Raw genomic sequence first — 23,645 nt, 5'->3', positions numbered from 1 at the left:
ACACGGAGTTCGAGGCCCGGGCGTACCGCCGACGTGACCGGAGTCGTCACCCTGCCGCCGGGCACCGAGATGAGAGGGACTGAAGTTCGCGATCCGCGAGGGCGGGCGTACGGTGGGCGCAGGTCAGGTGACCAAAATCCTCAAGTAGGCACTGCAGCGCCTTCCCTGATGTGACGTCATAGCGATCCGGACGTGGCCTCCGGCCGGCCCAGGGCCGCGTCCAGCGTCGCCAGCGGCGGCAGCAGCTGCGACAGTCCCGTCACCTTGAGCACGCGCAGGGTCAGCGGGTGGGTGCACACCAGCTGGAGCTGTCCGCCGCGCTCCGTCACCCGGCCGCGCGCCCGGTACAGCAGCCGCAGCCCGGAACAGTCGAAGAAGTCCACATGCAGCAGGTCGATCACCACCCGGGTGGCCTCCCGTGCGGTCACCCGGTCCAGGTAGGGCGCGATCTCGGTCGCCGCCGCGATGTCGATCTCGCCCCGGAACTCCAGCACCGTGTATCCGCGCTCCTGGTGGACGCGCAGGTGCCGGGTGAGCGGCGCGGGATCCTGTCGGGGTTCCTGGCGCACGACGGCATCACCTCCCACCCCGGCCGGTCCAATTCCGTTCCCCGCCTTGCAAGTTACCCTCGATAGAGGGAATTTGAGCATGTTCGATTGACATATGTCTGCTGCTTCGGTGTGTCATTTTCTGTGGTGTACGCGACAGTCGGGGGCCCGGCACGTGGGAGCGCTACCACCACTCTAGGACAGCGCGTGCCACGCCTTGCTCAGCGCCTGGCGGAACTGCTCCTCCTGGTGGGCGGTGAGCTCGCGGGTCATCCGCTCCTCCAGCTCCCGCACCGGCCCGGCGACCCCGGCGAGCAGCTCGCGCCCGGCGTCGGTCAGCAGGAGCAGCAGCTCCCGCCGGTTGCGCGGATTGCGCTCCCGCCGGATCAGCCCACGGCTCTCCAGCGACCGTACGCAACGCGGCCCACCTGGTCTTCGAGGACGCCGACCTGGAGAAGGCGGTCGGCGCGGTCATCAAGGCGTTCGTCTTCAACACCGGCCAGTTCTGCATGGGCGGCCCCCGGCTGCTGGTCGCCCGTCCCGTCCACGCCACCCTCCTCGGGATCCTTGCCGAGGCCGTCCCCGGCGTCCCGGTCGGCGACCCGCGCGACCCGGCGACCGTGGTCGGCCCGATGGCGGGGGAGAAGCATCTGCGCAAGGTCGAGGAGTACGTCGAGCTCGCCCGCAAGGAGGGCGGCCGTATCGTCTGTGGCGGTGAACGCCTCGACCTGAACGGCGGCCACTACTACCGGCCGACCGTCATCGCCGACCTGCCGAACGACTCCCGGGTGATCCAGGACGAGATCTTCGGCCCGGTCCTCACCGTGCAGCCCTTCGACTCGGAGGACGAGGCCGTCGCCCTCGCCAACTCCACGCCGTACGGCCTGGCCTCGGGCATCCAGACCGGCAACCTCGCCCGCGCCCACCGCGTCGCCGCCCGCCTCCAGGCCGGGATCGTCTGGGTCAACGACTGGGCGATGCTCGACCCCGCCGTCCCCTTCGGCGGTGTCAAGGCCTCCGGCTTCGGCCGCGAGTACGGCCCCGAGTCCCTCGCCGCCTACACCAAGGTCAGGTCCGTCGTCGTCTCGCTCGACTGAGCCCCGCCCACCAGGAGTCCGTACGATGCCCATCACCACCCGAGCCGCCGTGGTCGAGTCCGGCGGCGCGCCCTTCACCCTCAGCGACGTCGAACTCGACGAGCCGGGGCCGTACGAGGCGCTCGTCCGCATGGTGGCCACCGGCCTGTGTCACACCGACCTCAGCGTGGCGAGCGGCGCGCTCCCCTTCCCGCTACCCGGGGTCCTGGGCCACGAGGGCGCCGGAGTCGTCGAGGCCGTCGGCTCCGCCGTCACCGCCGTGGTCCCCGGCGACCATGTCGTGCTGTCCTTCACCTCCTGCGGCAACTGCCGCAACTGCCACGGCGGCCACCCGGCCTACTGCGCCACCTGGCTGCCGCTCAACCTGATCGGCGGTCGCCGCGCCGACGGCACCGGCACGGTCGTCCGCGACGGCGAGCCACTCGGCGGCCACTTCTTCGGCCAGTCCTCCTTCGCGGAACGGGCGCTGGTGGACGAGCGCAGCCTGGTCAAGGTCGACCCCGAGGTCCCGCTGGAGACGATCGCGCCGCTCGGCTGCGGGGTGCAGACCGGGGTCGGCGCCGTGTGGAACGTACTGGAGCCGGCCACCGGCAGCACGATCGTCGTCCTCGGCGCCGGAGCGGTGGGCCTTTCGGCGGTCATGGCGGCCGCGCTCACCCCGGCCACCACGGTCATCGCCGTCGACCGGGTCGCCGAGCGCCTCGAACTGGTACGGGAGGTGGGCGCCACCCACACCGTCGACGCCACCCGGGAGAGCGTGCCGGAAGCCGTCCAGCGCCTCTCCGGGGGGCACGGCGCCGACGGCATCGTGGAGACGACCGGCAGCGTCGCCGTGCTCCGCCAGGGCGTCGACGCACTGGCCGCCCGCGGCACCCTGGTCGTCGTCGGCGCCCCGCCCTTCGGCACCGAAGTCCCCCTGGACGTCAACGGGTTGCTCGCCGGCAAGCGGATCGTCGGCCTGACCCTCGGCGACAGCGAGACCCAGGCCTTCATCCCGGCCCTGGTCCGGCTGGTCCGCCAGGGGCGCCTCCCGCTGCACCGGCTGATCAGCACGTACCCGTTCGCCGAGATCGACCGGGCCGTGCAGGACATGAGCACGGGCAAGGCGATCAAGCCCGTGCTCACCTTCTGATCCCTGGATTCCTGGGGTCAGTCCACCACCAGGACCAGCTTGCCCGTGGTCCGGCCGGTGCCGCCCAGTTCATGCGCCTTGGCGGCATCGGCCAGCGGGAAGGTCGCCGCGACGGTGGCCCGCAGCTTCCCCTCCTCCACCAGCCCGGCGACCGCCTGCATCCCGGCCCGGTCGGCGTCCACCAGCATCCGCACCGCCCGCACGCCCAGCCGCTCGGCCTCCTCGTACAGCTCCGCGGAGCCCACCGGCAGGATCGACACCAGGACCCCGCCCGGCCGCAGCACCCGCAGCGAGTCGGTGGAGGTGTCACCGCCGATCGTGTCGAGCACGACGTCGACGTCCCGCACCGCCTCCGTGACGTCCACGGACCGGTAGTCGACCGGCTCGTCCACGCCGATCTCCCGCAGGAAGTCGTGCTTGCCGGCGCTCGCCGTGCCGATCACATACGCGCCGCGCGCCTTGGCGATCTGCACCGCCACATGCCCGACCCCGCCGGCCGCCGCATGGACCAGCACCCGCTGCCCAGGCCGCACGTCGGCGTACTCCACCAGCGCCTGCCAGGCCGTCAGTGACACCAGCGGCAGCGCGCCCGCCTGGACATGGTCGATCCCGGACGGCTTCGGCACCAGGGCGCGGACGTGGACGATCGCGTACTCGGCGTGCGTGCCGTGACCGAACGGGTAGGGGACCATGCCGAAGACCTCGTCGCCGGGCCTGAAGGCGGCGACCCCGATTCCGGTGTCCTCGACCGTGCCGGAGACGTCCCAGCCGAGGACGAAGGGCGGCTTGCCCAGAAAGCCGCCGTTCTCCCGGTGCTTCCAGTCGGTCGGGTTCAGCCCGGCGGCCCGCACCCGGACCAGCACCTCGTTGGGGCGCGGCCGTGGCCGCGCCACCTCGATCACCTTGAGTACCTCGGGTCCGCCGAGGACGTCCTGGCTGACCGCACGCATCGTGTTCACATCGCTCATGGTCACCCAGCCTGCCGGGATGCGCTCGTCCGGGAAATGGCACGATGGTCAACCTTCGATAGGATCGTGCCAAGCCTGCACGTGTCGGGGAGAGCATGGGTGTTCCGGCCGCACCGGCTTCGAAGGAGGGCAGCGGCGGCGTGGAAAAGGGGCGGCCGTGCGCAGAGGGCTGGCGGCGGCGACGGCACTGGTCGCGGGGGAGGCCGACGCCAGGCGGCGGGAAGCGGACCGCGTGTTCTGCTCCTACGGCGTCGGGGCGCACGAAGGTGGCGGTCGTGGTCGCCAGGGACATGTCGGCGCGCCCGGTCGGCCCAAGGGCTGGATGGGGGCGAGCGGCCGGCGCGTGCCCGTCACGGAGATCGCCAGTCTCTCCGGCGCGGAGCGCTGCGGCTGGCAGTCCGCGTACTTCCCGACGCTCGGTGAGAAGACGTGCGTCCGTCATCCGCACCGCCTCACAGACGACCGCGACACGTCGTACGTCCGCACCTCCCAGGGCGTGGAGGCCTGGCCGAAGGAGCGGCGCGTCTTCGCCTGCGACTGACCGGTCAGCGGCTCATGTGCAGGGCGACCAGCAACTGCCAGACCTGGTCGGCTACTTCCCCGGGTCGGGCGTCCAGCAGGCCGTGCAGCCAGTCGGCCAGCACCCCGGCGAAGGTGGCGGCCACCGCCGAGGCCACCAGTGGGGCGTCCGCCGCCCCCACCAGCTCCCGCTCGGCGAGGCTGCGCGCCCGCAGGTCCCGGTGCAGCACCCGGCCCAGCGGACCCCCGCCGCCCGGCGCGAGCAACTCCCGGTACAGGGCCGCGTGCGGAACCAGCCCCGCGAAGAACTCCAGCAGCGCCGGCGGCGCGTGTACCGGATCGGGCCGGCCCCGCCAGGCGTGCAGCGCGTCCACCGCCTCCCGTACGACATCGGCGCAGGCGTCGACCGCCAGCGCCTCCAGACCGTCGTAGTGGACGTAGAACGTGGCCCGGCCCACCCCGGCCCGGCGCACCAGTGCCGCCACCCCCACCTCCGCCAGCGGCCGCTCGGCGCACTCCGCCAGCAGGGCCGCCCGCAGCCGCGCCCGGGTGCGGGCGGCGCGGGGGTCCTCGGCCGCCGACCGGGGCACGGGGCCGGTCGTCGGGTCGGTCATCGGGCCGCGAGGACGGCGGCCAGGGCGAGCGCACCGGGCAGCGCCTGCGCGACCAGGATCCGTCGGTTGGCCGTGACCGCGCCGTACACCCCCGCCACGACCACGCACGACAGGAAGAACACCTGGGCGCGGAAGCCCGTCGGGTCGGCCGCCACCAGCCCCCATATCAGGCCGGCCGCCAGAAAACCGTTGTACAGGCCCTGGTTGGCGGCGAGCGGCGCGGTCCGCCGGGCCAGTTCCGCGTCGAAGCCGTGGAAGCGCATCCCCGGCTTCTTCTGCCACAGGAACATCTCCATCACCAGGATGTATGCGTGCAGCGCGGCCACCAGGCCGACCACCACGTTCGCCAGGATTTCCATGATCGACCGACTCTCTCGCTCATTTGGACAGGTGTCCACTGTAGCTGGACGGATGTCCAGGAGTGCACACGGCCGACCAGGCCCGGGTGAGGGGACATGTCGACAAGTCGCAGACGGGAATAGGTATTTGTTGCTTTGCCACCAACTGGCGGAGCGTGACGGAACCCTCACTTCCTCTGCTCGTCGAGGTTGATCCTTTCGGGTTCAAACCCGATAAGCTCCATGCCGTCACAGCGAGTTGACGCGTCCCACATTGGGTCGTCCCGCCGTACGCAGTCATGGTACGGCCCTCGCACACTGCCCTTGTTCGCTGTTGTTCGATTGTGTTGCTTCGAAGGATGCAGATGGAACTCGCCACTCCGCCGCCGGCGGCGCGGGCCCCTGTCGCCTGGTACAGCTGGTGGCTGATGCCGCTGGCCTTAGGCGGAGGGACGGTCGCCGCCACGTTCATGAGCTCCGAGCGAATAACCGCGGCCGTCGCCGGCGCCGCGGCCACCGTGGCGAGCTCCGTGTGCGTGCGGCTGCTGATCCGCTCGCAGCGCCGGCTGCGCAGCGCCGAGGGGTCGTTCCGCGCCTCGCAGACCGAGCACTCCTTGCAGTGGCAGCAGCATGTCTCAGGCATGGAACGGAAGTTCGCCGCCGAGCGCGCCACGCTTGAGAGTCAGCTGAACGAGCAGTCGGCCGCGTTCGAAGCCCAGCTCGGTGAACAGGCCGCCGCCTTCGAGTCCCGGCTCGGTGAGCGGACCGCCCACTACGACGCCCAACTGGCCGAGCAGGCACGGGCGTACGAGGAGCGGCTGGCCGACCAGCTGAAGTCCGCCGAGGCACAGCTCGCCGACCAGGCAGAGGTCTGGCAGGAGCAGCTCACGCACCAGCGGGCCGCGATCTCCCGGCTCGCCGACGAGCAGTTGCCCGAGGCGCTGAAGCGGCTGCGCGACGGCGAGGCCATCGACGACCTGCTGCCTCTCACCGACCAGTGCGCCAAGGTCGACAAGGACGTCCAGGCCGACCTGCGCCGCATCCTGCGGACCTCGCTGATCGGCATGGAGGAGGAGTTCAACCGCTCCACCTCCGCCGAGCAGGCCGTGATCAGCATCGGCAACCGCATCCACGTCCTGACCAGCAAGCTGCGCGGCCGGCTGCACGAGATGCAGGGCGAGCACGGCCGGCTGCCCGCCGTGGCCCGCGGTCTGATGGAGCTCGACCAGGAACTCGGCCCCGCCGACTCGCTCGCCGGCAGCATCGGCGTGCTGGGCGGCTCGGACCGCCCCGGGCGCCAGTGGCAGGAGCCCCAGCGCCTGCTCAGCGTGGTGCGCGGCGGCATCGGCCGGATCAAGGACTTCCACCGCGTCGAGGTCCGGCATCTGCCCGAACTCGGCGTCGACGGCGGTCTGGTGGACCACCTCACGCTGATCTTCGCCCACCTGCTGGACAACGCGGCCCGCTACTCGCCGCCCACCGAACCGGTCGTCGTCTCCGGCAAGGAGGTGCCCAACGGCGTCGGCATCGAGATCCAGGACTCCGGCAAGGGCCTGAGCGAGGAGAAGAAGCGCGAGGCCGAGCACTCGCTGACCGGCACCGCGGCCGGACCCGGCATCGGCGGCATCTCCGAGGACGCCAACATCGGCCTGCGGGTCGTCGGCATCCTCGCCCGCCGCTACGGCATCCGGGTCACCTTCGCCGACTCGCCCTGGCTCGGTACCTCGGTGGTCGTCGTGGTCCCGCACAAGTTCTTCAGCCCGCTGCCCGCGGCCGCCGCCGCTCCGGCACCCGTGACGGCCGCCCCCGCCGCCGCGTCCCCGGTGCAGGCGCACGGCCCGGTCGCCGTCGAAACCGTCACTCAGCCGGAGTCCGGCGAGGCCCTGGACACCACCCCGGGCGGACTGCCCCGGCGGCGCAGCCGGCGCCGCGACGAGGAGCAGCCCGAGGAGCGCGTCGCGCACACGCAGGGCACCGCGTTCCCCGCGGTCCCGCCCGACGAGTCCTTTGCGGGCCTGGCCGCCTTCGCCACCGCGGGCCGCGCGCCCGTCGCGGACGAAGCGGCGGACAACGAGGCCGAGTTGACCGGAGACGAAGACGACCCGGCACCCGCGACCCCGGCCGGCGCCGATGACGCCGCCGCCGGACGCGAGTCCGCCGAGCACCGCACTGAAGAGAGCGACTAGTCCACATGACGCAACAGGGAACCGACGTGAGCTGGGCGCTCCGTGATCTGGTGGAGAGCATCCCGGAGATCCGTTTCGCCCTCGTGGCCTCCAGCGACGGCAAGGCCATCACCTCCTTTGGTGCCGAGGACCCCGACGACGTGGACCGCTTCGCGGCCGTGGTGGCAGGGCTCCAGGCCCTGGCCCAGCCGGTCGCCGAGCAGTTCCCCAAGTACGCGGGGCAGCTGCGACTGGCGATGATCGAGGTCGACGGCGGTCACCTCTTCGTCGTACGGGCCGGTGTGGAGACGTATCTCGGGGTCCTCGCCCGCGAAGGACTCGACCAGGGGCTGCTCGGTCACCAGATGAGGGACCTGTCACGGCGGATGGGCGAGCTGCTCGGCACCTCTCCGCGCCTGGAGGAGCACTCTGGATGAGTGCTCCCCGCCGACCGTCGGATCCGTCCGGTCTCGAACGTTATTACGTCCTCACCGGGGGACGCAGCGGACCGGGCGGGTCGGCGTCGAGCCTCGACGTGGCCACCCTCGTCGTCTCCCGCACCCCCCCCGTCCCGGGGATGCAGCACGAGTACGAGGAGATAGTCCGGCGCTGCCGTGATCCGCTGTCGGTGGCCGAACTCACCGCCCATCTCGGATTGCCCTTCAACATTCTCGCGGTGCTGTTGGCGGATCTGCTGGACGCAGGCCGTATTGAAGCCCGTGATCCCATTCCGGCGCACCACGCCGGACGCGGGCCTGACCTCGCGCTCCTCCAGGAGGTACTCAGTGGACTTGAAAGGCTTTGACCATCCCGGCGACCCCGGTGCCGGGGGGACCCGCTCGGTCAAGGTGATGATCGCCGGGGGGTTCGGCACCGGGAAGACCACCATGGTCCGCTCCGTCAGCGACATCAAGCCGCTCACCACCGAGGAGACACTCACCCAGGCCACCGTCGGCGTCGACAACCTCATCGGTGTCGCGGACAAGGCCGAGACCACGGTCAGCCTCGACTTCGGCAAGATCAGCATCAACGAGAACCTGATGCTGTACCTGTTCGGCACCCCCGGACAGGAACGGTTCTGGTTCCTGTGGAACGGCCTGTTCAAGGGTGCGCTCGGTGCGATCGTCCTGGTGGACACGCGCCGGCTGGCCTCCAGCTTCCGTGCGATCGAGGAGATGGAGCGGCAGAACGTGCCCTTCGTCATCGCCCTGAACGTCTTCCCGGACTGCAGGGAACACCCCATCGAGGAGATCCGGGACGCCCTCGACATCTCCCCGCACACCCCGATCGTGGCCTGTGACGCCCGGGACCGGGCCTCCAGCCGTGACGTACTGATCGCCCTGATACGTCATTTGAAGGAACGCTCCGCCGTCGCACTGGAGCCCCGATGAACGACCAGAACGCCGACAGCCCCGACGCCCCGCGCGGCTGCCCGGTCGCGCACGGTTCGGCCGAACTGACCCGGCTGTACGGGCCCGAGGCGGCGACCGACCCGTTCGGCATCTACGAGCGGCTGCGCAAGGAGCACGGCTCCGTCGCGCCGGTGCTGCTGGAGGGCGACATCCACGCCTGGCTGGTGCTGGGCTACCGGGACGGCCGACGGGTGCTCGACAATCCCCGCCAGTTCGCCCGGGACGCGCGGATCTGGCGGGACTGGCGGGAAGGCCGGGTCGCGGAGAACCATCCGCTGGTTCCGATGGTCGCCTGGCGCCCCGACTGTGTGTCCCAGGACGGTGAGGCGCACCGCCGGCTGCGCGGTGCCGTCAACGACGGGCTCCAGGCCGCCGTTGGCCGCGGTATCCGGCGCCATGCCACGTACTTCGCCAACAAGCAGATCGACGCGTTCGCGGCCAACGGTCGCGCCGACCTGGTGACGGACTACGCCGGCTACCTGCCGATGCTGATCCTCACCCGCATCCTGGGCCTCACCGAGGCGGAGGGGCGCCGACTCGTCGAGTCCAGCGCCCGGCTGTTCCAGGGTGGCGAGGACGCGATCCTGCACGACGGCATCATCAAGGAGATCCTCGGCGAACTCGTCGACCGCAAGCGGGCCGAGCCCGGCTCCGACTTCACCACCGGCCTGCTGGAGCATCACGCGGCCCTCGACCACGACGAGGTCGTGAGCCATCTGCGTCTGGTGCTGGTGGCCGGGCACAGCACCACCAGCAATCTGCTGGCCCGGGTGCTGCAGCTCGTCCTCACGGACGCCTCGCGGCTCTCCGGCCTGACCAGCGGTCAGGTGACCATCACCGCGCTGGTGGAGGAGGTCATGTGGAACTCTCCGCCGCTGTCCGTCTTGCCTGGGCGCTTCGCCGTCAGCGACGTCGAGCTGGGCGGGCACCGCATCGAGGAGGGCGACCTGCTCGTCCTCGGTCTCGCACCGGGCAACCTCGACCCCGAAGTCCGGCCCGACCCGGACATCTCGGTGCAGGGCAACGAATCGCACCTGGCTTTCAGCGCCGGCCCGCACGAGTGCCCCGGGCAGAGCATCGGGCTGTCCATCATCCAGATCGCCGTGGACGTCCTGCTGCACCGGCTGCCGGGCCTGCGCCTGGCCGTGCCGGCGGAGGAGCTCACCTCGACCGCGTCCACATGGATGTCCGTGCTGGACAGCCTGCCGGTCGAGTTCCCGGCGTAGGCCCGGACACACCGTTGCCCGGTCGGCTCACCCGACCGGGCAACAGGAGTTGAGGCGTCAGCCGTCGAGCCAGTCGCCCGCGACGCCCGTGGGCCGGTAGCCCGTGGCGTTCCAGAGGAAATGCGGGTGCGCGCAGCCGAACATGTAGGCGAGCAGTGTGGTGTCCTCCCGCCCGGTCAGAGGGTCGTGCAGGGCGTGAAACCTTTCGGATCCCACCACACCCGCGTCTTGCTGGACCTGACGAGCGAGGTCCGGGGACGGCGCGGCGCTGGACGCCTCCACGGCCGCGACGTAGGTGCGGCGCAGGATCTCCCAGGTGTTGTCGGTGTCGCCGTACCAGGGGCCGTGCACTGCTTCGAAGGCATGGAGCTCGGCGTCGAAGAGGGGCCATGCCCCGGGGTACTGGGATCGGCAGCGTGCGGACAGCTCGGCGGTCCTGGGGCTCAGCGCCGGTGCGGTGGGCCGCGGCGCGATGGTGAGGGTCGTACCGTGGGTGAGGATGCCGGTGCATGCGTTGGGCTGCAGGTCGCACAGCGGGCACCCCTCGGCCGGGGGGAGACCCTCGGTGATGCCGTCGAACCACAGGGCGTGCCGTCCCGTGAGCCCCATCCAGACGATGGTGGTGGTCAGCAGCCAGGTGTTCCACATCGGGCGATGCGCCTCGGGCGTGCAGCCGTACTTGACGAGGGCTATCGCGCAGGCAGCGTAGAAGGCCTTGGTGTGGGTGGGCATCTCGGCGAGCCAGAAGTTGCTGATCTCGCCGGTGAGGGCGTCGGCCCGGACGTCGGCCATGTCGTCGATGACACGGCACAGCAGCAGGGAGGCGAGGTTTTCCTCCTGCCAGAGTTCGGTGTCGGGTGCGACGTGCCAGAACAGGCAGTCCAGCATCTGCAGGACCGAGTAGGAGCTGTGGCCGAGTGGGTTGGTCTGGGGGAGTGTGACGCTGCCCGCCTCGTGCTGCTGGAGCCAGTACTCGTCGACGGATCGCTTGTGGGCTGCGAAGAGTCCGGAGACCAGGGCCCGTGCGCTGTTGGTGCTGAAACTCTCGGCCAGGCGCCCTTCGACGTGTTGGGTGAGGCGCGTGGTGTCGATGGTGTCGATCACGCGCTTGTACTCGTGGAAGACGAGGATGTCGTCCTCGAAGCGGTGGCGGTGGCCGAGGTCTCGTTCGAGGTCGTTCATCTGACGGGTCCAGGACCATCCACCGGTCAGGACGCTGTCGAGTTCCCGGCGGTACGGCCAGGTCTTGACGGTGAGGGGGCGGCCGGCGCTCTGCCGCCAGCGGTAGTCGTCCAGCGTGCGGGCGGGGGGCGTGGGCAGGTGACGGCACAGCGGGCAGGCGCAGTCGGTTGCCCGCTCCTCCGCGTGCGGCGGGGTGAGTGCCCGGCTCCGCCAGGCCCCTTCCAGCATCGCGCAGGTCAGCCGGCAGACCTCGATGTCGGTGCTGACTTCGGGGAAGGCCGCCTCGATCATGCGCAGGCTGGTGTCGAGGTGCCTCAACCTGGCGTAGCCCTCCTCGTCGGGCGGGAGGAACTCGCGCGGCGCCTGATGGAGGGCTCCCGCCAGATGCAGCGTGGTGCCGGAGTGGCGGGATCCGAGCGCGTCCAGTCGCTGCTGAGCGGCGTTCTGGAAGTTCCGGTACTGATCCGTGCTCCCGTTTATGCGTTTCACGAAGAGTCCGGCCAGGGTGTTCCCCGCCTCCGTGGGCCGGAACTGGGCGCTTGACTGCGCCGGGAGCAGGCTGTCGGCGGACGCCTTCGGAACAGCACCTGCGCCTCGGGAATTCACACCAGTCTCCTTCAAGTTGTGGTCATGACAACGGAATCGGTCGTCTGCGGTCGTCGGCAGTCGTGTCCGGGAAAGGGCGGCCCTTCCGCGACGGCCTCGCCGGACAGCCGGACTCGCGCGACCGGATCCTGCTCATGCCGCGAACGGCCGCGATGGGTACGACTACTGCGTTGGCGGCCGGGGAGGGGGCGCGGGTCGCCCAGGGGGCGCTGGTCCACGGCGGACGCATCCTCGACACCGCCGGCCTTCCAGGAGCGGCCCGCCCTCGTAGAAGCGCTCTTGCTGCAGGACGACGACCTGGGTCGCTGCCTCAGCTGTGTTGATGAGGCTGCGCACCAGGTCCATGTCCCGGATCCGGCGCGGATGGCGGGCGCGCGAACTCCGGATGCTCACTGACGGGCGATTCGAAGGGCAGGTCGAAGGTGACGTCCTGAGGCATGTGTTTCCTTTCGGGAGACAGAGCGCAGAGTCCCCCCGTCCCTGCGAACGGGTGGCCTGTCGGCCACCCGTGCACTCGAACTGGCCTTCGTGGCTCGAAAGTTGAGCCGTGAAGCGCTACGAGGCTGCCCAGAGCGTAAATGATCTACGCGTGACCTCGCCGTGACGTGTGTTACTGCTCACGCCTCCTGAGCTGAGTACACTCGCGCGCCCGCCACGTATGTCTGCGCGACCCGGGTGTCCGCGATGGCCTGCGGAGGCCCGGCGAACGGATCGCGGTCCAGGACCACCAGGTCCGCGAACGCCCCGGCCGCCACCCGGCCCGTGTCGTCGAGGTGGTTCACATACGCCGATCCGGCCGTGTACGCCGTGATCGCGTCCCTGAGCCCGAGCCGCTCCTTGGGCAGGAACACCGGCGCGTCGCCGCCCGGTTCGACCCGGTTCACCGCGACATGGATGCCCTGGACCGGGTCGGGACTGCTCACCGGCCAGTCGCTGCCGGCCGCGAGCCGCGCCCCGGAGCGCAGCAGTGACCCGAACGGGTACTGCCAACCGGCCCGTTCGGACCCCAGGAAGGGGATCGTCAGCTCGTCCATCTGCGGCTCGTGCGCGGCCCACAGCGCCTGGATGTTCGCGGTCGCGCCGAGCCGGGCGAAACGCGGTACGTCGGCGGGGTGCACGACCTGGAGATGCGCCAGGTGGGGCCGCGTGTCGCTGGGGCCGTTCGCGGCCCGCGCGGCCTCGACGGCGTCCAGCGCGTCCCGTACGGCCCGGTCGCCCAGCGCGTGGAAGTGGCACTGGAAGCCGAGCGCGTCCAACTCGGTGACGTACTTGGGGAGTTGCGCCGGGTCGATAAAGCTCTTGCCCCGATTGGCCGTGGCGCAGCCGCACTTGTCCAGGTACGGGTCGAGCAGCGCGGCCGTGCCGTTCTCGGCCACCCCGTCCAGCATCAGCTTCACCGTGCCCGCCCGGAACCGGCCATGGCTCAACGCGGTCCGCTTCTCGACGAGTTCCGGGATCTGTTCGGCGCCGCGCTCCCGGTCCCACCACAGCGCGCCGACCACCCGCGCGGTCAGCGAACCGTCCCGGGCCGCCGTCAGATACGCCTGCGCCGGGTCGTCCATGCCGAGGAAGTCCCCGACCAGCGCGTCCTGCCAGGCCGTGATGCCCAGTGCGTGCAGATACCGCTGGGCGTGCAGCAGGGCAGCGACCCGGTCCGCCGGGGTCGCGGGCGGCGCGAGCCGGCCGACCAGCTGCATCGCCCCTTCCTGGAGTGTGCCGCTCGGCACGCCGGACGCGTCCCGCTCGATCCGCCCGTCGGCCGGGTCGGGCGTGTCGCGGTCGATCCCGGCCAGCTCCAGGGCCCGGCTGTTGACCCAGGCCCCGTGATGGTCCCGGTTCGGCAGATACACCGGCCGGTCCGGTACGACGGAGTCCAGCAGCTCCCGTGTCGGCGTACCGCCCTCGAAGGCCTCCATGGACCAGCCGCCGCCCAGGATCCACGCCCGCTCCGGATGTGCCTCGGCATAGGCGCGTACGGCGGCCACGGTCTCCGCGGCGGTCCGCAGACCGGTCAGGTCGCACTGGCTCAACTCGAGGCCGGCCGGCACCGGATGGACGTGCGCGTCCTGGAAACCGGGCAGCAGCAGCCGTCCGGCCAGATCGACCACCTCGGTGCGCGGCCCGGCGAACTCCCGCAGCTCCTCGGCGGTCCCGACGGCGGTGATGCGCTCACCGGTGACCGCGACGGCAGAAGCCGTCGGGCCCTCGGGGGTGAGGACGGGGCCACCGGTGAAGAGCAGATCAGCGCGCATCTTTCCTGTTCCTTAGTTGGGGGTCGTGAGCAGCTGGGGTGCATCGGCGTCCGTGCCCTCACCGGTGCGGAAGTACGGCGAGCGGCGTACGTACTTCGCCCATCCGGCCGCGACGAAACCGGACGCGATCATCACCAGCGGGGTGGTCAGCAGGAACCAGCCGTTGTCCGCGCTGACCTCGAAGTGGTCGGCCGAGGTGTAGAAACACCAGCCGAGGTAACCGCCCAGGCCCAGCAGCGTGAGGGCGCTCAGCGCCGGGAGCACCACCGCACGGACGCCCTGTCGCCAGTCCTTGCGCAGCAGCGCCCGGAAGCGCACGGCGGCGGCCAGCGCGGTGAGCGCGTACGACAGGGCGACGACGATGCCGACCGCGTTCACCGTCGCCATGATCATGTCGGCCAGCCGCGGGATCACCAGGGCGAGCGCGGCGACCGCCGTGGCCAGCGCCCCGATCAGCAGCGTCCCGGCCGCCGGAGTGCCGTACCTGGGACTGACCCCGGCCCACACCGGCCCGAGGGTACGGTCCCGGCTCATCGCGAACATGCCGCGCGCGGTCGGGATCACCCCGGCCTGGAGCGAGGCCGTCGCCGAGAACATCAGCGCCACCAGCGGCAGCGCGGCCCACGGCTGGGAGGCGAGCCGGTCGCCGAAGAACGCCAGCCCCTCGGCCCCGTGCCCGGCCAGCTCCGGCTCCGACAGCACTCGCTGGAAGGCCACCGAGCCCAGCAGGAACAGCCCCAGCATGGTCACCAGGGTGATCAGCCCGGCCCGGGAGGCGTCCCGGGGGTCGCGGACCTCCTCGTTGACGCTGAACGCGGCCTCGAAACCCCAGTAGCAGAACACCGACAGCAGCAGACCCTGCGCCAGCGCCGTCGCCGACGGGATCGCGAACGGGTCGAACCAGCTGAGACTGAAGGGGTGCGAGCCGGTGACGATGCCGTAGCCGCAGAACCCGAGCAGTACCACGTACTCGAAGACCAGCAGCCCGGTCTGGAGCCGGGCGGCTGTGCGGATGCCGGTCACCGCGGTGAGGGTGACCGCGACCAGGACGACGATGCCGACGGCCGTGGTCTGCGCCGTCGATCCGGGGTCGAGGGCGAGCCCACCGACGCGGTGCAGTCCGGCCTCGCCCGCCAGCTGGAGCATCGCCGACCCGGTGACCGCCGTGGTGTACGCGAGAAAGGCGACCGTCGCCACGATGTTCACCCAGCCGACCATGAAGCCGAGCCATGGATTGAGCGAACGGCCCACCCACACATAGCCGTTGCCCGCGTTCGGCTCCACCCGGTTCAGCCGGGAGTAGGCGCCCGCGATGCCCAGGATCGGCAGGAACGCAAGCAGCATGATGGCCGGCAGATGCAGCCCGACCACCCCGGCCGTCACCCCCAGCCCGATGCCGATGCTGGTGGTGGCGGCCGTACTGGACGCGGCGACCGCGACGGTGTCGAGGACACCGAGGGATCTGCGCAACTCAGGGGGGTCGACTGTGTAGGGCTTGTCGGTCATGGCCAGCACTCCGCTCACACCTGGGGGCCGGACCTGGTCGGCCCCGGTGACCGCACATGAAACTGCCGGTGCACTTCACAGGTCAACGGTGTTGTCATAAGGTGCGGCAGCAGGAAGGGAGGCCACCATGAGCGAACGAGTCGTCCCCGCCGCCGACCGGCGGCGCAGGCGCCCCACCAAACACGGTGTGGTCCTCTCCGAGGGGCTGATCGTCGAGACCGCCCTGCGGCTGATCGAGGAGCACGGCGCAGAGGCCCTGTCCGTGCGCCGCCTCGGCCGCGCCCTGGGTGCCGACCCAAGCTCCCTCTACCGCTACTTCCGGCACACCGACGAGCTGATGCTGGCCGTCGCCGACGAGCTGATCGGCCGTACCCTGCGCGTCTGGCGGCCCACCGGCGACTGGCGCGCCGACCTGCGCGACCTGGGCCTGCGCATGCACGCCGGCGCCCTCGCCCATCCGCGGGCGGCGGTCCTCAGCGCCCACCGGGTGACCGGACGGACGTACGAGATCCAGGCTGTCGAGACCATCCTCGGAGTGCTGCGGAGCGCTGGCTTCCCGGACGCGGAGGCGGTCCGCGTCTATCACGCCTTCGTCGACCAGGCCCTCGCGTACAGCGCCCTCGACTCCGCCAACACCGCCCTGCCCAAGCCCGCCCGCGAGGCCGAGGCGGACGTGTGGCAGGCGACCTACGCCCGGCTGCCCGCCACCACCCACCCGAACATCGCGGCCACCGCCCGCCACCTCGTGGCCTCGATGCGGGGCAGTTCCTACCCGGCCGCCCTGGACCTGCTGCTGACGGCGGCCGAGGACCGGCTCGCGCAGATCCGTACCGCCGAGGCCAACGACCATGACCCCGACGGGAAGTGGCCTGCGGCCGACTGAATCCGGTCCGGGGGGACAGATGCACCGGGAGAACCTTCCCAGGGAGGAAGCATGGCACTGGTGACCGCGGCCGTCGTGGTGCTCGACTGCAACGAGCCCGAGAAACTCGCCCATTTCTACCGGCAGTTGCTGGACGGCGAGGAGAGGGAGGCATCCGCCAACCTCGTCGAGATCCGCACCGCCGACGGCGTCCGGATCGCCTTCCGGCGGGACGTCAACGCCACCCCGCCCAGCTGGCCGCGCCCCGAGAACTCCCTCCAGGTCCATCTCGTCTTCCTCGTCGAGGACCTGGACGCGACGGAGCGCCGGGTGGTCGGGCTCGGCGGGCGGCCGATCGAGGCACGGGACCCGGCCGGGCCCTACGAGGAACGTGGGTACTCGGACCCGGCCGGACACTCCTTCACCCTGCGCCTGGTGCCGCCCCTGGCACCCAAGCAGGGCTGACCCTCCTCAGTCCCGGCCCCCCTTGCGGGTCGTCGGCCACGTCCCGGTGGAGCGCTCGACGGCGGTGGCGCCGGTGCGGTCCACGGCACTGCGTACCACCGCGAAGACGGCGCCCTGGAGGGCCGCGGCCAGCAGCACCTCGCCCCAGCCGCGGTCCCGGTCCAGGGCGTCCGGCGCGTCCTCCTCGCCGCGCAGCGCCATCCAGGTCCGACGGAAGACCAGTGCGCCCAGCGCGCCGCCGGCCCAGCTCAGCACGAAGCCGAGCGGCGCGTAGACGAGAGGGAGCTTCTGCTTCTTCCTGCGCTTGGCCATGTCTGCCTCCTCGTTCTCAGGGCCGCCCCGCGACCGGAACCTCCTCGCCCGCCGGCACCGGGCCGGGCGGGGTCCCGTCCCCGAAGGGCCGGCCGCCCAGCTGCTCCCGGTGATGGGGCGTCAGCCACCCGGAGAGATCCGGGCCGAGGGGAACGATACGGGTGGGGTTGATCCCGGTGTGAACCTGGTAGTAGTGCCGCTTGATGTGGTCGAAGTCGACGGTGTCACCGAATCCCGGCGTCTGGTAGAGGTCCCTGGTGTACGCCCACAGCACCGGGTTCTCCGTCAGCTTCCAGCGGTTGCACTTGAAGTGGCCGTGGTAGACGGCGTCGAACCGCACCAGCGTGGTGAACAGCCGGATGTCGGCCTCCGTGATCGTGTCCCCGACCAGATAGCGCTGCCCCGCCAGCCGCTCGGCGAGCAGACCGAGCCGCCGGAACACCGCCGCGCACGCCTCCTCGTACACCTTCTGCTCGTGCGCGAACCCGGCCCGGTAGACACCGTTGTTGACGTCCTCGTAGACCTCCGCCATCACCGTGTCGATCTCGTCCCGGTGCTGGACCGGATACAGGTCCGGCGCCCCGTCACGGTGCAGTGCCGTCCACTCGGCGGCCAGGTCCAGGGTCAGTTGCTGGTAGTCGTTGGTGACCAGCCGCCCGCTCGGCACGTCCACGATCGCGGGCACGCTCACCCCGCCCGGGTAGCCGGTCTCCCGCCGGTCGTAGGCCTCGCTGAGGAACCGGATGCCGAGCACCGGGTCACGGTCGTCGGGGTCGAGGGTGAAACGCCAACTGCGGTCGTCCTGGATCGGGTCGGCGACGGCCAGCGACAGGACGCCCTCCAGGCCGAGCAGCCGCCGTGAGACCAGTGCCCGGCTCGCCCACGGACAGGCACGGCTGACCACAAGCCGGTAACGGCCTGCCGCCACGGGCCAGCCGTCCCGCCCGTCCGCCGTGATCCGGTCCGCGAAGTGACTGGGGGAGCGGGAGAACTTCCTGTGCCCGTACGAGGTGTTGCCGTCGCCACTCATGGTGCCTCCTTGCCGAGGTGCGGGCGCGGGCCGATACGCGCCCGATGGGCCGTGTTCCCCGATGTTCCCCGATTCGCGCATCCCGTACGGTGTGATCAGCTCGGCCCGGGGCAGTCGGCCGTCGTGAGTGGGACTTCATCGAAAGATCAGCCGCAAGAACATTCGAGCCCGGCGAACGCCGACCGCAGGACACGTCTGACCGTGTTCGTGGCACTCGCCGCCAATCTGGTGATCGCCGTGGCCAAGGCCGTCGGCGGTGTCGTAGCCGGCTCGCCGGCCCTGCTGGCCGAGGCCGCGCACTCCGTGGCCGACAGCCTCAACGAGGTGTTCCTGCTGGCCGCCCTGCGCAGCAGCCGCCGTCCGCCCGATGACCGGCACCCCTTCGGCTACGGCAAGGAGCGCTTCTTCTGGTCGCTGCTCGCGGCCGTCGGGATCTTCGTCATGGGCGGCTGCTTCTCCTTCTTCCAGGGCGTCGAGGCGCTGCGCAACGGCGCGGAGGAGAAGCTCAGCGGCTATGTGGCGGGCCTGATCGTGCTGGGTGTCGCCCTGCTCGCCGAGGGCGCCTCGTTGATCCGGGCGCTGCACCAGGCCCGCCGTGAGGACCGGGGGCTGCGGGATCCGGCGTTGCGGACGGTCGTCGCCGAGGACGGCACCGCGGTGCTCGGTGTGCTGCTCGCGATGGTCGGCATGGTGCTGCACATGGTCACCGGCCAGGTCGCCTGGGAGGCCTCCGCCTCACTGGCGATCGGCGTCCTGCTGGTGTTCGTGGCCTACCGGCTGGGCGCGGACGCCCGCGCCCAGCTGATCGGGGAGGCCGCGGACCCGGAGCTGAGCCGCACCATCCGGGAGCGGCTGGCGAAGGAGCCGGAGATCGACAGCGTGGAAGCGCTGTTCACGATGAAGCTTGGCCTCGACTCGGCCCTGGTCGCGGCCCGGGTCGACCTGGCGCCCGGCCTGGACAGCGAAGAGGTCGAGGAGGTCCTGGTGCGCATCAAGCGTTCCCTGGAACGGGAGTTGGGCGAGACCGGCCAGATCTTCCTGGACGTGACCGACGGCTCCGCGCAGGAGGCACGAGAAAGCCCCGCCGCGACGGGGGAACGCGGCGGGGCCTGACTTTCGGCTGCCCGGCCCGAAGCCGGTTCATGCCTGCGGGAAACAGATTTTTCTAAATTCCGACGTTCCCCGGCCGGAAAGGATTCCCGGAACCGTCAGTTCGCCTGCTGGGGCTCCAGCACGAACACCGGGATCTCCCGGTCGGTCTTCTCCTGGTACTCGGCGTACGGCGGGTACGCGGCGACCGCCCGCTCCCACCACTCGGCCTTCTCCGCGCCGGTGACCTCACGGGCGGTCATGTCCTGCTTGACCGGCCCGTCCTGGAGCTCGACATGCGGATCCGACTTGATGTTGAAGTACCAGACCGGATGCTTGGGCGCACCGCCCTGTGAGGCGACCACGGCGTACTTCCCGTCGTGCTCCACCCGCATCAGCGGCGTCTTGCGGATCTTCCCGCTCTTGGCCCCCCGGGTGGTCATCAGGATGACGGGCATCCCGGTGTCCATCAGGGTCGTGCCCTTCGTCCCGCCGGAGCTCTCGTACAGCTCGACCTGCTCACGCACCCAGGCTGTCGGGCTGGGCTCGTACTCGCCCTCAAGAGGCATGAGGTCCTCCCCTCGTCGCTTCCACATCTGACGCCATGATTCAACACCGGGAGTGCCCCGGATCATCCGCACGACACCAGGCCCTCCTTACCTCACGGGTAATCGCACTTCCCGCACGTCGCGGGCACAGTCGTGGACACACCCCGTCCGGCCGACACCCGAGGCAGGTCCCATGTCCCCCACGCATGCCGTCGTCGAGGAACTCCTCCGCCGGATCGGCGACGGTGACGCCGAGCGGGTCGCCGAGCTGTACGCCCAGGACGCCGACTGGCGGCTGAACTGGCCGCAGGACCAGCACGACCGCCCGGCCACTCCGTGGATCACCCACCGCAGCGGCCGCGCCGGGGCCGCCGCGCACTACCGCGACCTCGCGGCGCACCATGTCCCCGGGCGGGCGGACACCCGGATCGAGCGGGTGCTGGTCGACGGCGAGGACGCGGTCGTGCTGGGCGGGATCCGGCAGACCGCCAAGCCCACCGGGCGCTCGTATCACGCCAGGTTCGCCCTGCATCTCACCGTCCGGGACGGACTGGTCGTACGGCACCACGTCCACGAGGACAGCCTCGCCGTGGCCCGTGCCTTCGCGCCCTGACCGCGTGCGGGATCCTCAGCCCGGCGACAGGGCCATCCGGGCCGCGAGCCCCAGCATCACGCAACTCGACAGCAGCGCCGTGACCAGGCGTCCCCGGTGGCCGGTGAGGCCCCGGCCGAGCAGCGCGCCACCGCCCGCCAGCAACAGCTGCCAGCTCGCGGAGGCGGCGAAGGCGGCGAGGACGAAGACGCCCTGCTGCAACGGTCGTACCGCCTCGGCGGAACGCGTGCCGACCACCAGAGCCGCGAAGTAGATCACCGTCGTGGGGTTGAGCAGCGTGATCCCGAGGAGGCCGAGATACGCCCGTCCGGGACCGGGTACCGGCCGCTCGGGCCGGGCCGGAAGTCGCCGCTCCCGGTACTGGCGCAGAGCCACCGCCGCACCGCGAACCGCCAGTCCCACCAGGACCAGGGCGGAGGCCCGGCGGAGCGGCCCGAGGACCGGCAGCAGCGCCGTCGCCAGCGCGGCGCCGCCGACCGCGGCGAGCAGGGCGTAGAGGCCGTCGGCGCTCGCGACGCCGAGCGCGGCGCAGGCGCCGGTCCGCAGTGACGTGCGAGCCGTGAGGGACACTAGGTATGTGCCGACCGCACCGACCGGGACGGCGATCCCGTACCCGGCAAGCAGGCCGGCGACGAGCGCGGCCGTCACGGGCGTGCGGGCTCGGGCCTCCAGGAACGCCTCGGCTGCTGCTGGACCCGCCCCCGACCGATGGTCGTGAAGGTCAGCGGCACCACGGCGTCAGGAGTGTTCATGCGCAGATCCTGTGGTCCGCCTCGCCGCCCCGGCAAGCGAATTTCGGCGCGGAAGCGTCGCCGACCGCGTGCGGTTCGGCCAGATCACCCGTTTCGCCGATCTGGCTGAACTTGCGGTCGTCCCATAGATGCCCCGGGCATCTAATGAAGATCGGCACGACGTACGACATTCGTCTGCGAGGTCTTCCATGAACGAACTGACGGACCTGACGGAATCCACGATTCCTGACCGCCCGGCCGACCCTGTGGCCTGGCCGCAGGACCGCACGTGCCCCTACCACCCGCCCACCGGCTACGACCCACTGCGCGACGGAACCCCGCTGTCCCGTGTCACTCTCTACGACGGCCGCACCGCCTGGGCGGTCACCGGCCACGGCACGGCCCGGGCGCTGCTCTCCGACCCCCGGCTCTCCAGCGACCGCCGACGGGACGACTTCCCGATGCCGAACGCCCGGTTCGCGGCGGCCCGGGAGCGCCGCCAGGTCGCCCTGCTCGGACTCGACGATCCCGAGCACCAGACCCAGCGCCGGATGCTGATCCCGGACTTCACCCTCAAACGGGCGACCGGGATGCGGCCGGCCATCCAACGGATCGTCGACGAACTGCTCGACCGGATGATCGCCCAGGGGCCGCCGGCCGACCTGGTGAGCGCCTTCGCCCTGCCGGTGCCGTCCATGGTCATCTGTGACCTGCTCGGTGTGCCGTACGCCGACCACGAGTTCTTCGAGGCGCAGTCCCGGCGGCTGCTGCGCGGCCCGGCGCCCGCGGACTCCCTGGACGCGCGCGACAGGCTGGAGGCCTACCTGGGCGACCTGGTCGACCGTAAGAGCCGGGACGAGGCGCCCGGCGAAGGTGTCCTCGACGACCTCGTCCACGAGCGGCTGCGTGAGGGTGCCCTGGACCGCGCCGAGGTCGTCGCACTCGCCCTCATCCTGCTGGTCGCCGGGCACGAGACCACGGCCAACATGATCTCGCTCGGTACCTTCACCCTGCTGCAGCAGCCCGAGCGGCTCGCCGAACTGCGCACCGACCCCGCGCTGCTGCCCGCCGCCGTCGAGGAACTGATGCGGATGCTCTCCATCGCCGACGGGCTGCTGCGCGTCGCCCTGGAGGACATCGAGGTGGCCGGCACCACCATCCGCAAGGGCGACGGCGTGCTCTTCGCGACCTCGGTCATCAACCGCGACGAGTCCGTGTACGCCGACCCCGACACCATCGACTGGCACCGCCCGGCCCGCCACCATGTGGCCTTCGGCTTCGGCATCCACCAGTGCCTGGGCCAGAACCTAGCCCGCACCGAGCTGGAGATCGCCCTCGGCACCCTGTGGGAGCGGCTGCCGGACCTGCGGTTGGCCGCGCCACCGGAGAAGATTCCCTTCAAACCCGGCGACACGATCCAGGGGATGCTGGAACTCCCCGTGACCTGGTAAGAGGCTCCTGCCATGCACATCGAGATCGACACGGACGTATGCATCGGAGCCGGCCAGTGCGCCATGACGGCCCCGAACGTCTTCACCCAGGACGACGACGGCTTCAGCACACTGCTCCCCGGCAAGGAGGACGGCGGCGGCGACCCGCTGGTCCGAGAGGCGGCCCGGGCGTGCCCGGTGCACGCCATCACCGTCAAGGAACCGACGGGCTAGCAACAGCCGGCGGTGCCTCCAGCACCGCCGGCTCCAGCCCGCGCAGCCGCGCCGGGTCGGCGATCACCTCGTACGCCGTCATCCTGCTGCCCCACCTGGCCGGCCGGGAAGCGGCGGCCGCCGACTCCCGCGCGGCGGCCCGGGCCGCGCTGTCGGCGCTCGCTGCGGCCTGACCTCACGGGTCGCGCAGCAGCGCCCGGGCCGCCTCGCGCGCCTCGGCCGCGGGCTCCGTGCTCCCGGTGATGCCCGCGGTCACCATCGCCCCCTCGGCCAGCAGGAACAGCGGCCCGGTGAGCGCGGCGTCCAGCCCGGCGCCCGCCACCAGGCCCGCCAGGTAGTCCCGGAACGCCCGCTTGTGGCCCCGCACCTGGGCCACCACCCGCTCGGAGGTGGCCCCCAGTTCGCCGTACGCGTTGATCCACGCGCACCCCCGGAAGTCCTCCTCGCCGAACCACCCCGCCAGCCAGTCGAAGACGGCGAGCAGCCGCTCCCGGGGATCCGTCTGCCGCTCGACATGCTCGGCGAGCCGCTGCCGCCAGCGCACGTCCCGGCGCTCCAGATAGGCCACCACGAGCTGTTCCTTGGCGGGGAAGAGCTGGTAGAGCCGCTTGAGGGAGACCCCGGAGGAGGCGCGTATGTCGTCCATGCCGACGGACTGCACCCCGCGCCCGTAGAACAGCCGCTCGGCGGCCTCCAGAGCCTGCTCCCGCGCGACCGCGCTGTCCATCACCATTCCCGGATCGCTCCTTGACGAGAGAACGTACGT

Annotated in this window: 26 protein-coding genes and 3 pseudogenes; 16 read left to right on the top strand and 13 right to left on the bottom strand. The window is 71.2% G+C overall.

Annotated features, from left to right (window positions below; translation table 11 throughout):
• Window positions 1-21: 21 nt before the first annotated feature.
• A pseudogene (locus ACZ7OO_RS05880) lies at window positions 22-148 on the top strand (EF-Tu C-terminal domain-related protein); the annotation flags it as partial.
• A 28-nt stretch (window positions 149-176) separates the two neighbouring features.
• Here the strand turns inward: ACZ7OO_RS05880 and ACZ7OO_RS05875 are convergent.
• The gene (locus tag ACZ7OO_RS05875; RefSeq protein ID WP_471501871.1) at window positions 177-569 is read right to left on the bottom strand and encodes an anti-sigma factor antagonist; all 393 of its coding nucleotides are present in this window, start codon (window positions 567-569) and stop codon (window positions 177-179) included.
• Between the two features lie 174 nt (window positions 570-743).
• Window positions 744-962: pseudogene (locus ACZ7OO_RS05870) on the bottom strand (MarR family transcriptional regulator); the annotation flags it as partial.
• Window positions 963-964: 2 nt separating this feature from the next.
• Between ACZ7OO_RS05870 and ACZ7OO_RS05865 the strand changes: the two are divergent.
• Window positions 965-1,645: pseudogene (locus ACZ7OO_RS05865) on the top strand (aldehyde dehydrogenase family protein); the annotation flags it as partial.
• A gap of 25 nt (window positions 1,646-1,670) precedes the next feature.
• A complete protein-coding gene (locus ACZ7OO_RS05860; protein ID WP_471501869.1) occupies window positions 1,671-2,777 on the top strand; it encodes an NAD(P)-dependent alcohol dehydrogenase in 1,107 nt (368 codons plus the stop codon).
• A 17-nt stretch (window positions 2,778-2,794) separates the two neighbouring features.
• On the opposite strand, the gene ACZ7OO_RS05855 is transcribed toward ACZ7OO_RS05860, so the two are convergent.
• The gene (locus ACZ7OO_RS05855) at window positions 2,795-3,745 is read right to left on the bottom strand and encodes an NADP-dependent oxidoreductase (protein WP_471501867.1); all 951 of its coding nucleotides are present in this window, start codon (window positions 3,743-3,745) and stop codon (window positions 2,795-2,797) included.
• Between the two features lie 157 nt (window positions 3,746-3,902).
• On the opposite strand from ACZ7OO_RS05855, the gene ACZ7OO_RS05850 reads away from it, so the two are divergent.
• Window positions 3,903-4,286: a hypothetical protein gene (locus tag ACZ7OO_RS05850; RefSeq protein ID WP_471501865.1), complete on the top strand. Its 384-nt coding sequence runs from the start codon at window positions 3,903-3,905 to the stop codon at window positions 4,284-4,286.
• Window positions 4,287-4,290: 4 nt separating this feature from the next.
• On the opposite strand, the gene ACZ7OO_RS05845 is transcribed toward ACZ7OO_RS05850, so the two are convergent.
• Together ACZ7OO_RS05845 and ACZ7OO_RS05840 are read right to left on the bottom strand one after the other, a co-directional pair.
• Window positions 4,291-4,878: a TetR/AcrR family transcriptional regulator gene (locus tag ACZ7OO_RS05845; protein ID WP_471501863.1), complete on the bottom strand. Its 588-nt coding sequence runs from the start codon at window positions 4,876-4,878 to the stop codon at window positions 4,291-4,293.
• Window positions 4,875-5,237, bottom strand: coding sequence for a DUF1304 domain-containing protein (locus ACZ7OO_RS05840; RefSeq protein WP_471501861.1), 363 nt, complete (start codon window positions 5,235-5,237; stop codon window positions 4,875-4,877). The genes ACZ7OO_RS05845 and ACZ7OO_RS05840 overlap by 4 nt, the downstream gene beginning before the upstream one ends.
• Before the next feature lie 344 nt (window positions 5,238-5,581).
• On the opposite strand from ACZ7OO_RS05840, the gene ACZ7OO_RS05835 reads away from it, so the two are divergent.
• Genes ACZ7OO_RS05835 through ACZ7OO_RS05815 form a run of 5 tightly spaced genes read left to right on the top strand, consistent with a single transcriptional unit; the run spans window position 5,582 to window position 10,019 of the window.
• Entirely contained in the window at window positions 5,582-7,402 is a 1,821-nt protein-coding gene (locus ACZ7OO_RS05835; RefSeq protein ID WP_471501859.1) for a sensor histidine kinase, read from the top strand.
• 5 nt (window positions 7,403-7,407) lie between these two features.
• A complete protein-coding gene (locus tag ACZ7OO_RS05830) occupies window positions 7,408-7,818 on the top strand; it encodes a roadblock/LC7 domain-containing protein (protein WP_046733906.1) in 411 nt (136 codons plus the stop codon).
• On the top strand, window positions 7,815-8,186 hold the full coding sequence (locus ACZ7OO_RS05825; RefSeq protein WP_471501857.1) for a DUF742 domain-containing protein: 372 nt from the start codon (window positions 7,815-7,817) through the stop codon (window positions 8,184-8,186). The genes ACZ7OO_RS05830 and ACZ7OO_RS05825 overlap by 4 nt, the downstream gene beginning before the upstream one ends.
• Window positions 8,167-8,772 (top strand): GTP-binding protein, encoded by a 606-nt coding sequence (locus ACZ7OO_RS05820; RefSeq protein ID WP_471501855.1) that lies wholly within the window; start codon window positions 8,167-8,169, stop codon window positions 8,770-8,772. Before ACZ7OO_RS05825 ends, ACZ7OO_RS05820 begins: the two co-directional genes overlap by 20 nt.
• A complete protein-coding gene (locus tag ACZ7OO_RS05815; protein WP_471501853.1) occupies window positions 8,769-10,019 on the top strand; it encodes a cytochrome P450 in 1,251 nt (416 codons plus the stop codon). The genes ACZ7OO_RS05820 and ACZ7OO_RS05815 overlap by 4 nt, the downstream gene beginning before the upstream one ends.
• Window positions 10,020-10,076: 57 nt before the next feature.
• Here the strand turns inward: ACZ7OO_RS05815 and ACZ7OO_RS05810 are convergent, their stop codons facing one another.
• From ACZ7OO_RS05810 to ACZ7OO_RS05800, 3 genes are all read right to left on the bottom strand, one after another.
• Complete coding sequence (locus ACZ7OO_RS05810) at window positions 10,077-11,807, bottom strand: hypothetical protein (protein WP_471501851.1); 1,731 nt, start codon at window positions 11,805-11,807, stop codon at window positions 10,077-10,079.
• Window positions 11,808-12,424: 617 nt separating this feature from the next.
• Window positions 12,425-14,059, bottom strand: a complete 1,635-nt coding sequence (locus ACZ7OO_RS05805; protein ID WP_471501849.1) for an amidohydrolase — start codon at window positions 14,057-14,059, stop codon at window positions 12,425-12,427.
• A 12-nt stretch (window positions 14,060-14,071) separates the two neighbouring features.
• Complete coding sequence (locus ACZ7OO_RS05800) at window positions 14,072-15,565, bottom strand: APC family permease (protein WP_471501847.1); 1,494 nt, start codon at window positions 15,563-15,565, stop codon at window positions 14,072-14,074.
• A 127-nt stretch (window positions 15,566-15,692) separates the two neighbouring features.
• On the opposite strand from ACZ7OO_RS05800, the gene ACZ7OO_RS05795 reads away from it, so the two are divergent.
• Together ACZ7OO_RS05795 and ACZ7OO_RS05790 are read left to right on the top strand one after the other, a co-directional pair.
• Window positions 15,693-16,448, top strand: coding sequence for a TetR/AcrR family transcriptional regulator (locus ACZ7OO_RS05795; RefSeq protein ID WP_471501845.1), 756 nt, complete (start codon window positions 15,693-15,695; stop codon window positions 16,446-16,448).
• A 51-nt stretch (window positions 16,449-16,499) separates the two neighbouring features.
• Window positions 16,500-16,892: a VOC family protein gene (locus tag ACZ7OO_RS05790; RefSeq protein WP_471501843.1), complete on the top strand. Its 393-nt coding sequence runs from the start codon at window positions 16,500-16,502 to the stop codon at window positions 16,890-16,892.
• A gap of 6 nt (window positions 16,893-16,898) precedes the next feature.
• Here the strand turns inward: ACZ7OO_RS05790 and ACZ7OO_RS05785 are convergent, their stop codons facing one another.
• Both ACZ7OO_RS05785 and ACZ7OO_RS05780 read right to left on the bottom strand, forming a co-directional pair.
• Entirely contained in the window at window positions 16,899-17,204 is a 306-nt protein-coding gene (locus ACZ7OO_RS05785) for a DUF4235 domain-containing protein (protein WP_352219170.1), read from the bottom strand.
• 16 nt (window positions 17,205-17,220) lie between these two features.
• On the bottom strand, window positions 17,221-18,234 hold the full coding sequence (locus tag ACZ7OO_RS05780) for a glutathione S-transferase family protein (RefSeq protein WP_471501841.1): 1,014 nt from the start codon (window positions 18,232-18,234) through the stop codon (window positions 17,221-17,223).
• A gap of 123 nt (window positions 18,235-18,357) precedes the next feature.
• On the opposite strand from ACZ7OO_RS05780, the gene ACZ7OO_RS05775 reads away from it, so the two are divergent.
• On the top strand, window positions 18,358-19,347 hold the full coding sequence (locus ACZ7OO_RS05775; RefSeq protein WP_471501839.1) for a cation diffusion facilitator family transporter: 990 nt from the start codon (window positions 18,358-18,360) through the stop codon (window positions 19,345-19,347).
• Between the two features lie 95 nt (window positions 19,348-19,442).
• On the opposite strand, the gene ACZ7OO_RS05770 is transcribed toward ACZ7OO_RS05775, so the two are convergent.
• Window positions 19,443-19,892, bottom strand: coding sequence for a nitroreductase family deazaflavin-dependent oxidoreductase (locus ACZ7OO_RS05770; protein ID WP_471501837.1), 450 nt, complete (start codon window positions 19,890-19,892; stop codon window positions 19,443-19,445).
• Window positions 19,893-20,064: 172 nt separating this feature from the next.
• On the opposite strand from ACZ7OO_RS05770, the gene ACZ7OO_RS05765 reads away from it, so the two are divergent.
• Window positions 20,065-20,484, top strand: coding sequence for a nuclear transport factor 2 family protein (locus tag ACZ7OO_RS05765; protein ID WP_471501835.1), 420 nt, complete (start codon window positions 20,065-20,067; stop codon window positions 20,482-20,484).
• Window positions 20,485-20,499: 15 nt separating this feature from the next.
• Here the strand turns inward: ACZ7OO_RS05765 and ACZ7OO_RS05760 are convergent, their stop codons facing one another.
• The gene (locus ACZ7OO_RS05760) at window positions 20,500-21,132 is read right to left on the bottom strand and encodes a LysE family transporter (RefSeq protein ID WP_471501833.1); all 633 of its coding nucleotides are present in this window, start codon (window positions 21,130-21,132) and stop codon (window positions 20,500-20,502) included.
• Between the two features lie 292 nt (window positions 21,133-21,424).
• Here ACZ7OO_RS05760 and ACZ7OO_RS05755 point away from each other — a divergent pair, with 292 nt between their 5' ends.
• From ACZ7OO_RS05755 to ACZ7OO_RS05745, 3 genes are read left to right on the top strand one after another with little or no spacing between them, the layout of a single operon-like run.
• A complete protein-coding gene (locus ACZ7OO_RS05755) occupies window positions 21,425-22,666 on the top strand; it encodes a cytochrome P450 (RefSeq protein ID WP_471501831.1) in 1,242 nt (413 codons plus the stop codon).
• A 12-nt stretch (window positions 22,667-22,678) separates the two neighbouring features.
• Complete coding sequence (locus tag ACZ7OO_RS05750) at window positions 22,679-22,879, top strand: ferredoxin (protein WP_362579320.1); 201 nt, start codon at window positions 22,679-22,681, stop codon at window positions 22,877-22,879.
• Complete coding sequence (locus ACZ7OO_RS05745) at window positions 22,837-23,052, top strand: hypothetical protein (protein WP_471501829.1); 216 nt, start codon at window positions 22,837-22,839, stop codon at window positions 23,050-23,052. The genes ACZ7OO_RS05750 and ACZ7OO_RS05745 overlap by 43 nt, the downstream gene beginning before the upstream one ends.
• 2 nt (window positions 23,053-23,054) lie before the next feature.
• Here the strand turns inward: ACZ7OO_RS05745 and ACZ7OO_RS05740 are convergent, their stop codons facing one another.
• Window positions 23,055-23,606: a TetR/AcrR family transcriptional regulator gene (locus tag ACZ7OO_RS05740; protein ID WP_471502346.1), complete on the bottom strand. Its 552-nt coding sequence runs from the start codon at window positions 23,604-23,606 to the stop codon at window positions 23,055-23,057.
• Window positions 23,607-23,645: the final 39 nt, after the last annotated feature.

The organism is Streptomyces sp. NPDC111744 (assembly GCF_055634995.1).
Note: the sequence above shows the minus strand (reverse complement) of the source record. Positions and strands in the feature narration are given on the sequence as shown.

What these genes read in the sequence shown, in the direction of transcription:
- ACZ7OO_RS05835 (WP_471501859.1), top strand. Translation starts at nt 5,582, where the DNA reads ATGGAACTCGCCACTCCGCCGCCGGCGGCGCGGGCCCCTGTCGCCTGG.
- ACZ7OO_RS05765 (WP_471501835.1), top strand. Translation starts at nt 20,065, where the DNA reads ATGTCCCCCACGCATGCCGTCGTCGAGGAACTCCTCCGCCGGATCGGC.
- ACZ7OO_RS05815 (WP_471501853.1), top strand. Translation starts at nt 8,769, where the DNA reads ATGAACGACCAGAACGCCGACAGCCCCGACGCCCCGCGCGGCTGCCCG.
- ACZ7OO_RS05740 (WP_471502346.1), bottom strand. Translation starts at nt 23,606, where the DNA reads ATGGACAGCGCGGTCGCGCGGGAGCAGGCTCTGGAGGCCGCCGAGCGG.
- ACZ7OO_RS05840 (WP_471501861.1), bottom strand. Translation starts at nt 5,237, where the DNA reads ATGGAAATCCTGGCGAACGTGGTGGTCGGCCTGGTGGCCGCGCTGCAC.
- ACZ7OO_RS05770 (WP_471501837.1), bottom strand. Translation starts at nt 19,892, where the DNA reads ATGCCTCTTGAGGGCGAGTACGAGCCCAGCCCGACAGCCTGGGTGCGT.
- ACZ7OO_RS05855 (WP_471501867.1), bottom strand. Translation starts at nt 3,745, where the DNA reads ATGAGCGATGTGAACACGATGCGTGCGGTCAGCCAGGACGTCCTCGGC.
- ACZ7OO_RS05790 (WP_471501843.1), top strand. Translation starts at nt 16,500, where the DNA reads ATGGCACTGGTGACCGCGGCCGTCGTGGTGCTCGACTGCAACGAGCCC.
- ACZ7OO_RS05825 (WP_471501857.1), top strand. Translation starts at nt 7,815, where the DNA reads ATGAGTGCTCCCCGCCGACCGTCGGATCCGTCCGGTCTCGAACGTTAT.
- ACZ7OO_RS05750 (WP_362579320.1), top strand. Translation starts at nt 22,679, where the DNA reads ATGCACATCGAGATCGACACGGACGTATGCATCGGAGCCGGCCAGTGC.
- ACZ7OO_RS05800 (WP_471501847.1), bottom strand. Translation starts at nt 15,565, where the DNA reads ATGACCGACAAGCCCTACACAGTCGACCCCCCTGAGTTGCGCAGATCC.
- ACZ7OO_RS05795 (WP_471501845.1), top strand. Translation starts at nt 15,693, where the DNA reads ATGAGCGAACGAGTCGTCCCCGCCGCCGACCGGCGGCGCAGGCGCCCC.
- ACZ7OO_RS05780 (WP_471501841.1), bottom strand. Translation starts at nt 18,234, where the DNA reads ATGAGTGGCGACGGCAACACCTCGTACGGGCACAGGAAGTTCTCCCGC.
- ACZ7OO_RS05845 (WP_471501863.1), bottom strand. Translation starts at nt 4,878, where the DNA reads ATGACCGACCCGACGACCGGCCCCGTGCCCCGGTCGGCGGCCGAGGAC.
- ACZ7OO_RS05755 (WP_471501831.1), top strand. Translation starts at nt 21,425, where the DNA reads ATGAACGAACTGACGGACCTGACGGAATCCACGATTCCTGACCGCCCG.
- ACZ7OO_RS05860 (WP_471501869.1), top strand. Translation starts at nt 1,671, where the DNA reads ATGCCCATCACCACCCGAGCCGCCGTGGTCGAGTCCGGCGGCGCGCCC.
- ACZ7OO_RS05830 (WP_046733906.1), top strand. Translation starts at nt 7,408, where the DNA reads ATGACGCAACAGGGAACCGACGTGAGCTGGGCGCTCCGTGATCTGGTG.
- ACZ7OO_RS05805 (WP_471501849.1), bottom strand. Translation starts at nt 14,059, where the DNA reads ATGCGCGCTGATCTGCTCTTCACCGGTGGCCCCGTCCTCACCCCCGAG.
- ACZ7OO_RS05785 (WP_352219170.1), bottom strand. Translation starts at nt 17,204, where the DNA reads ATGGCCAAGCGCAGGAAGAAGCAGAAGCTCCCTCTCGTCTACGCGCCG.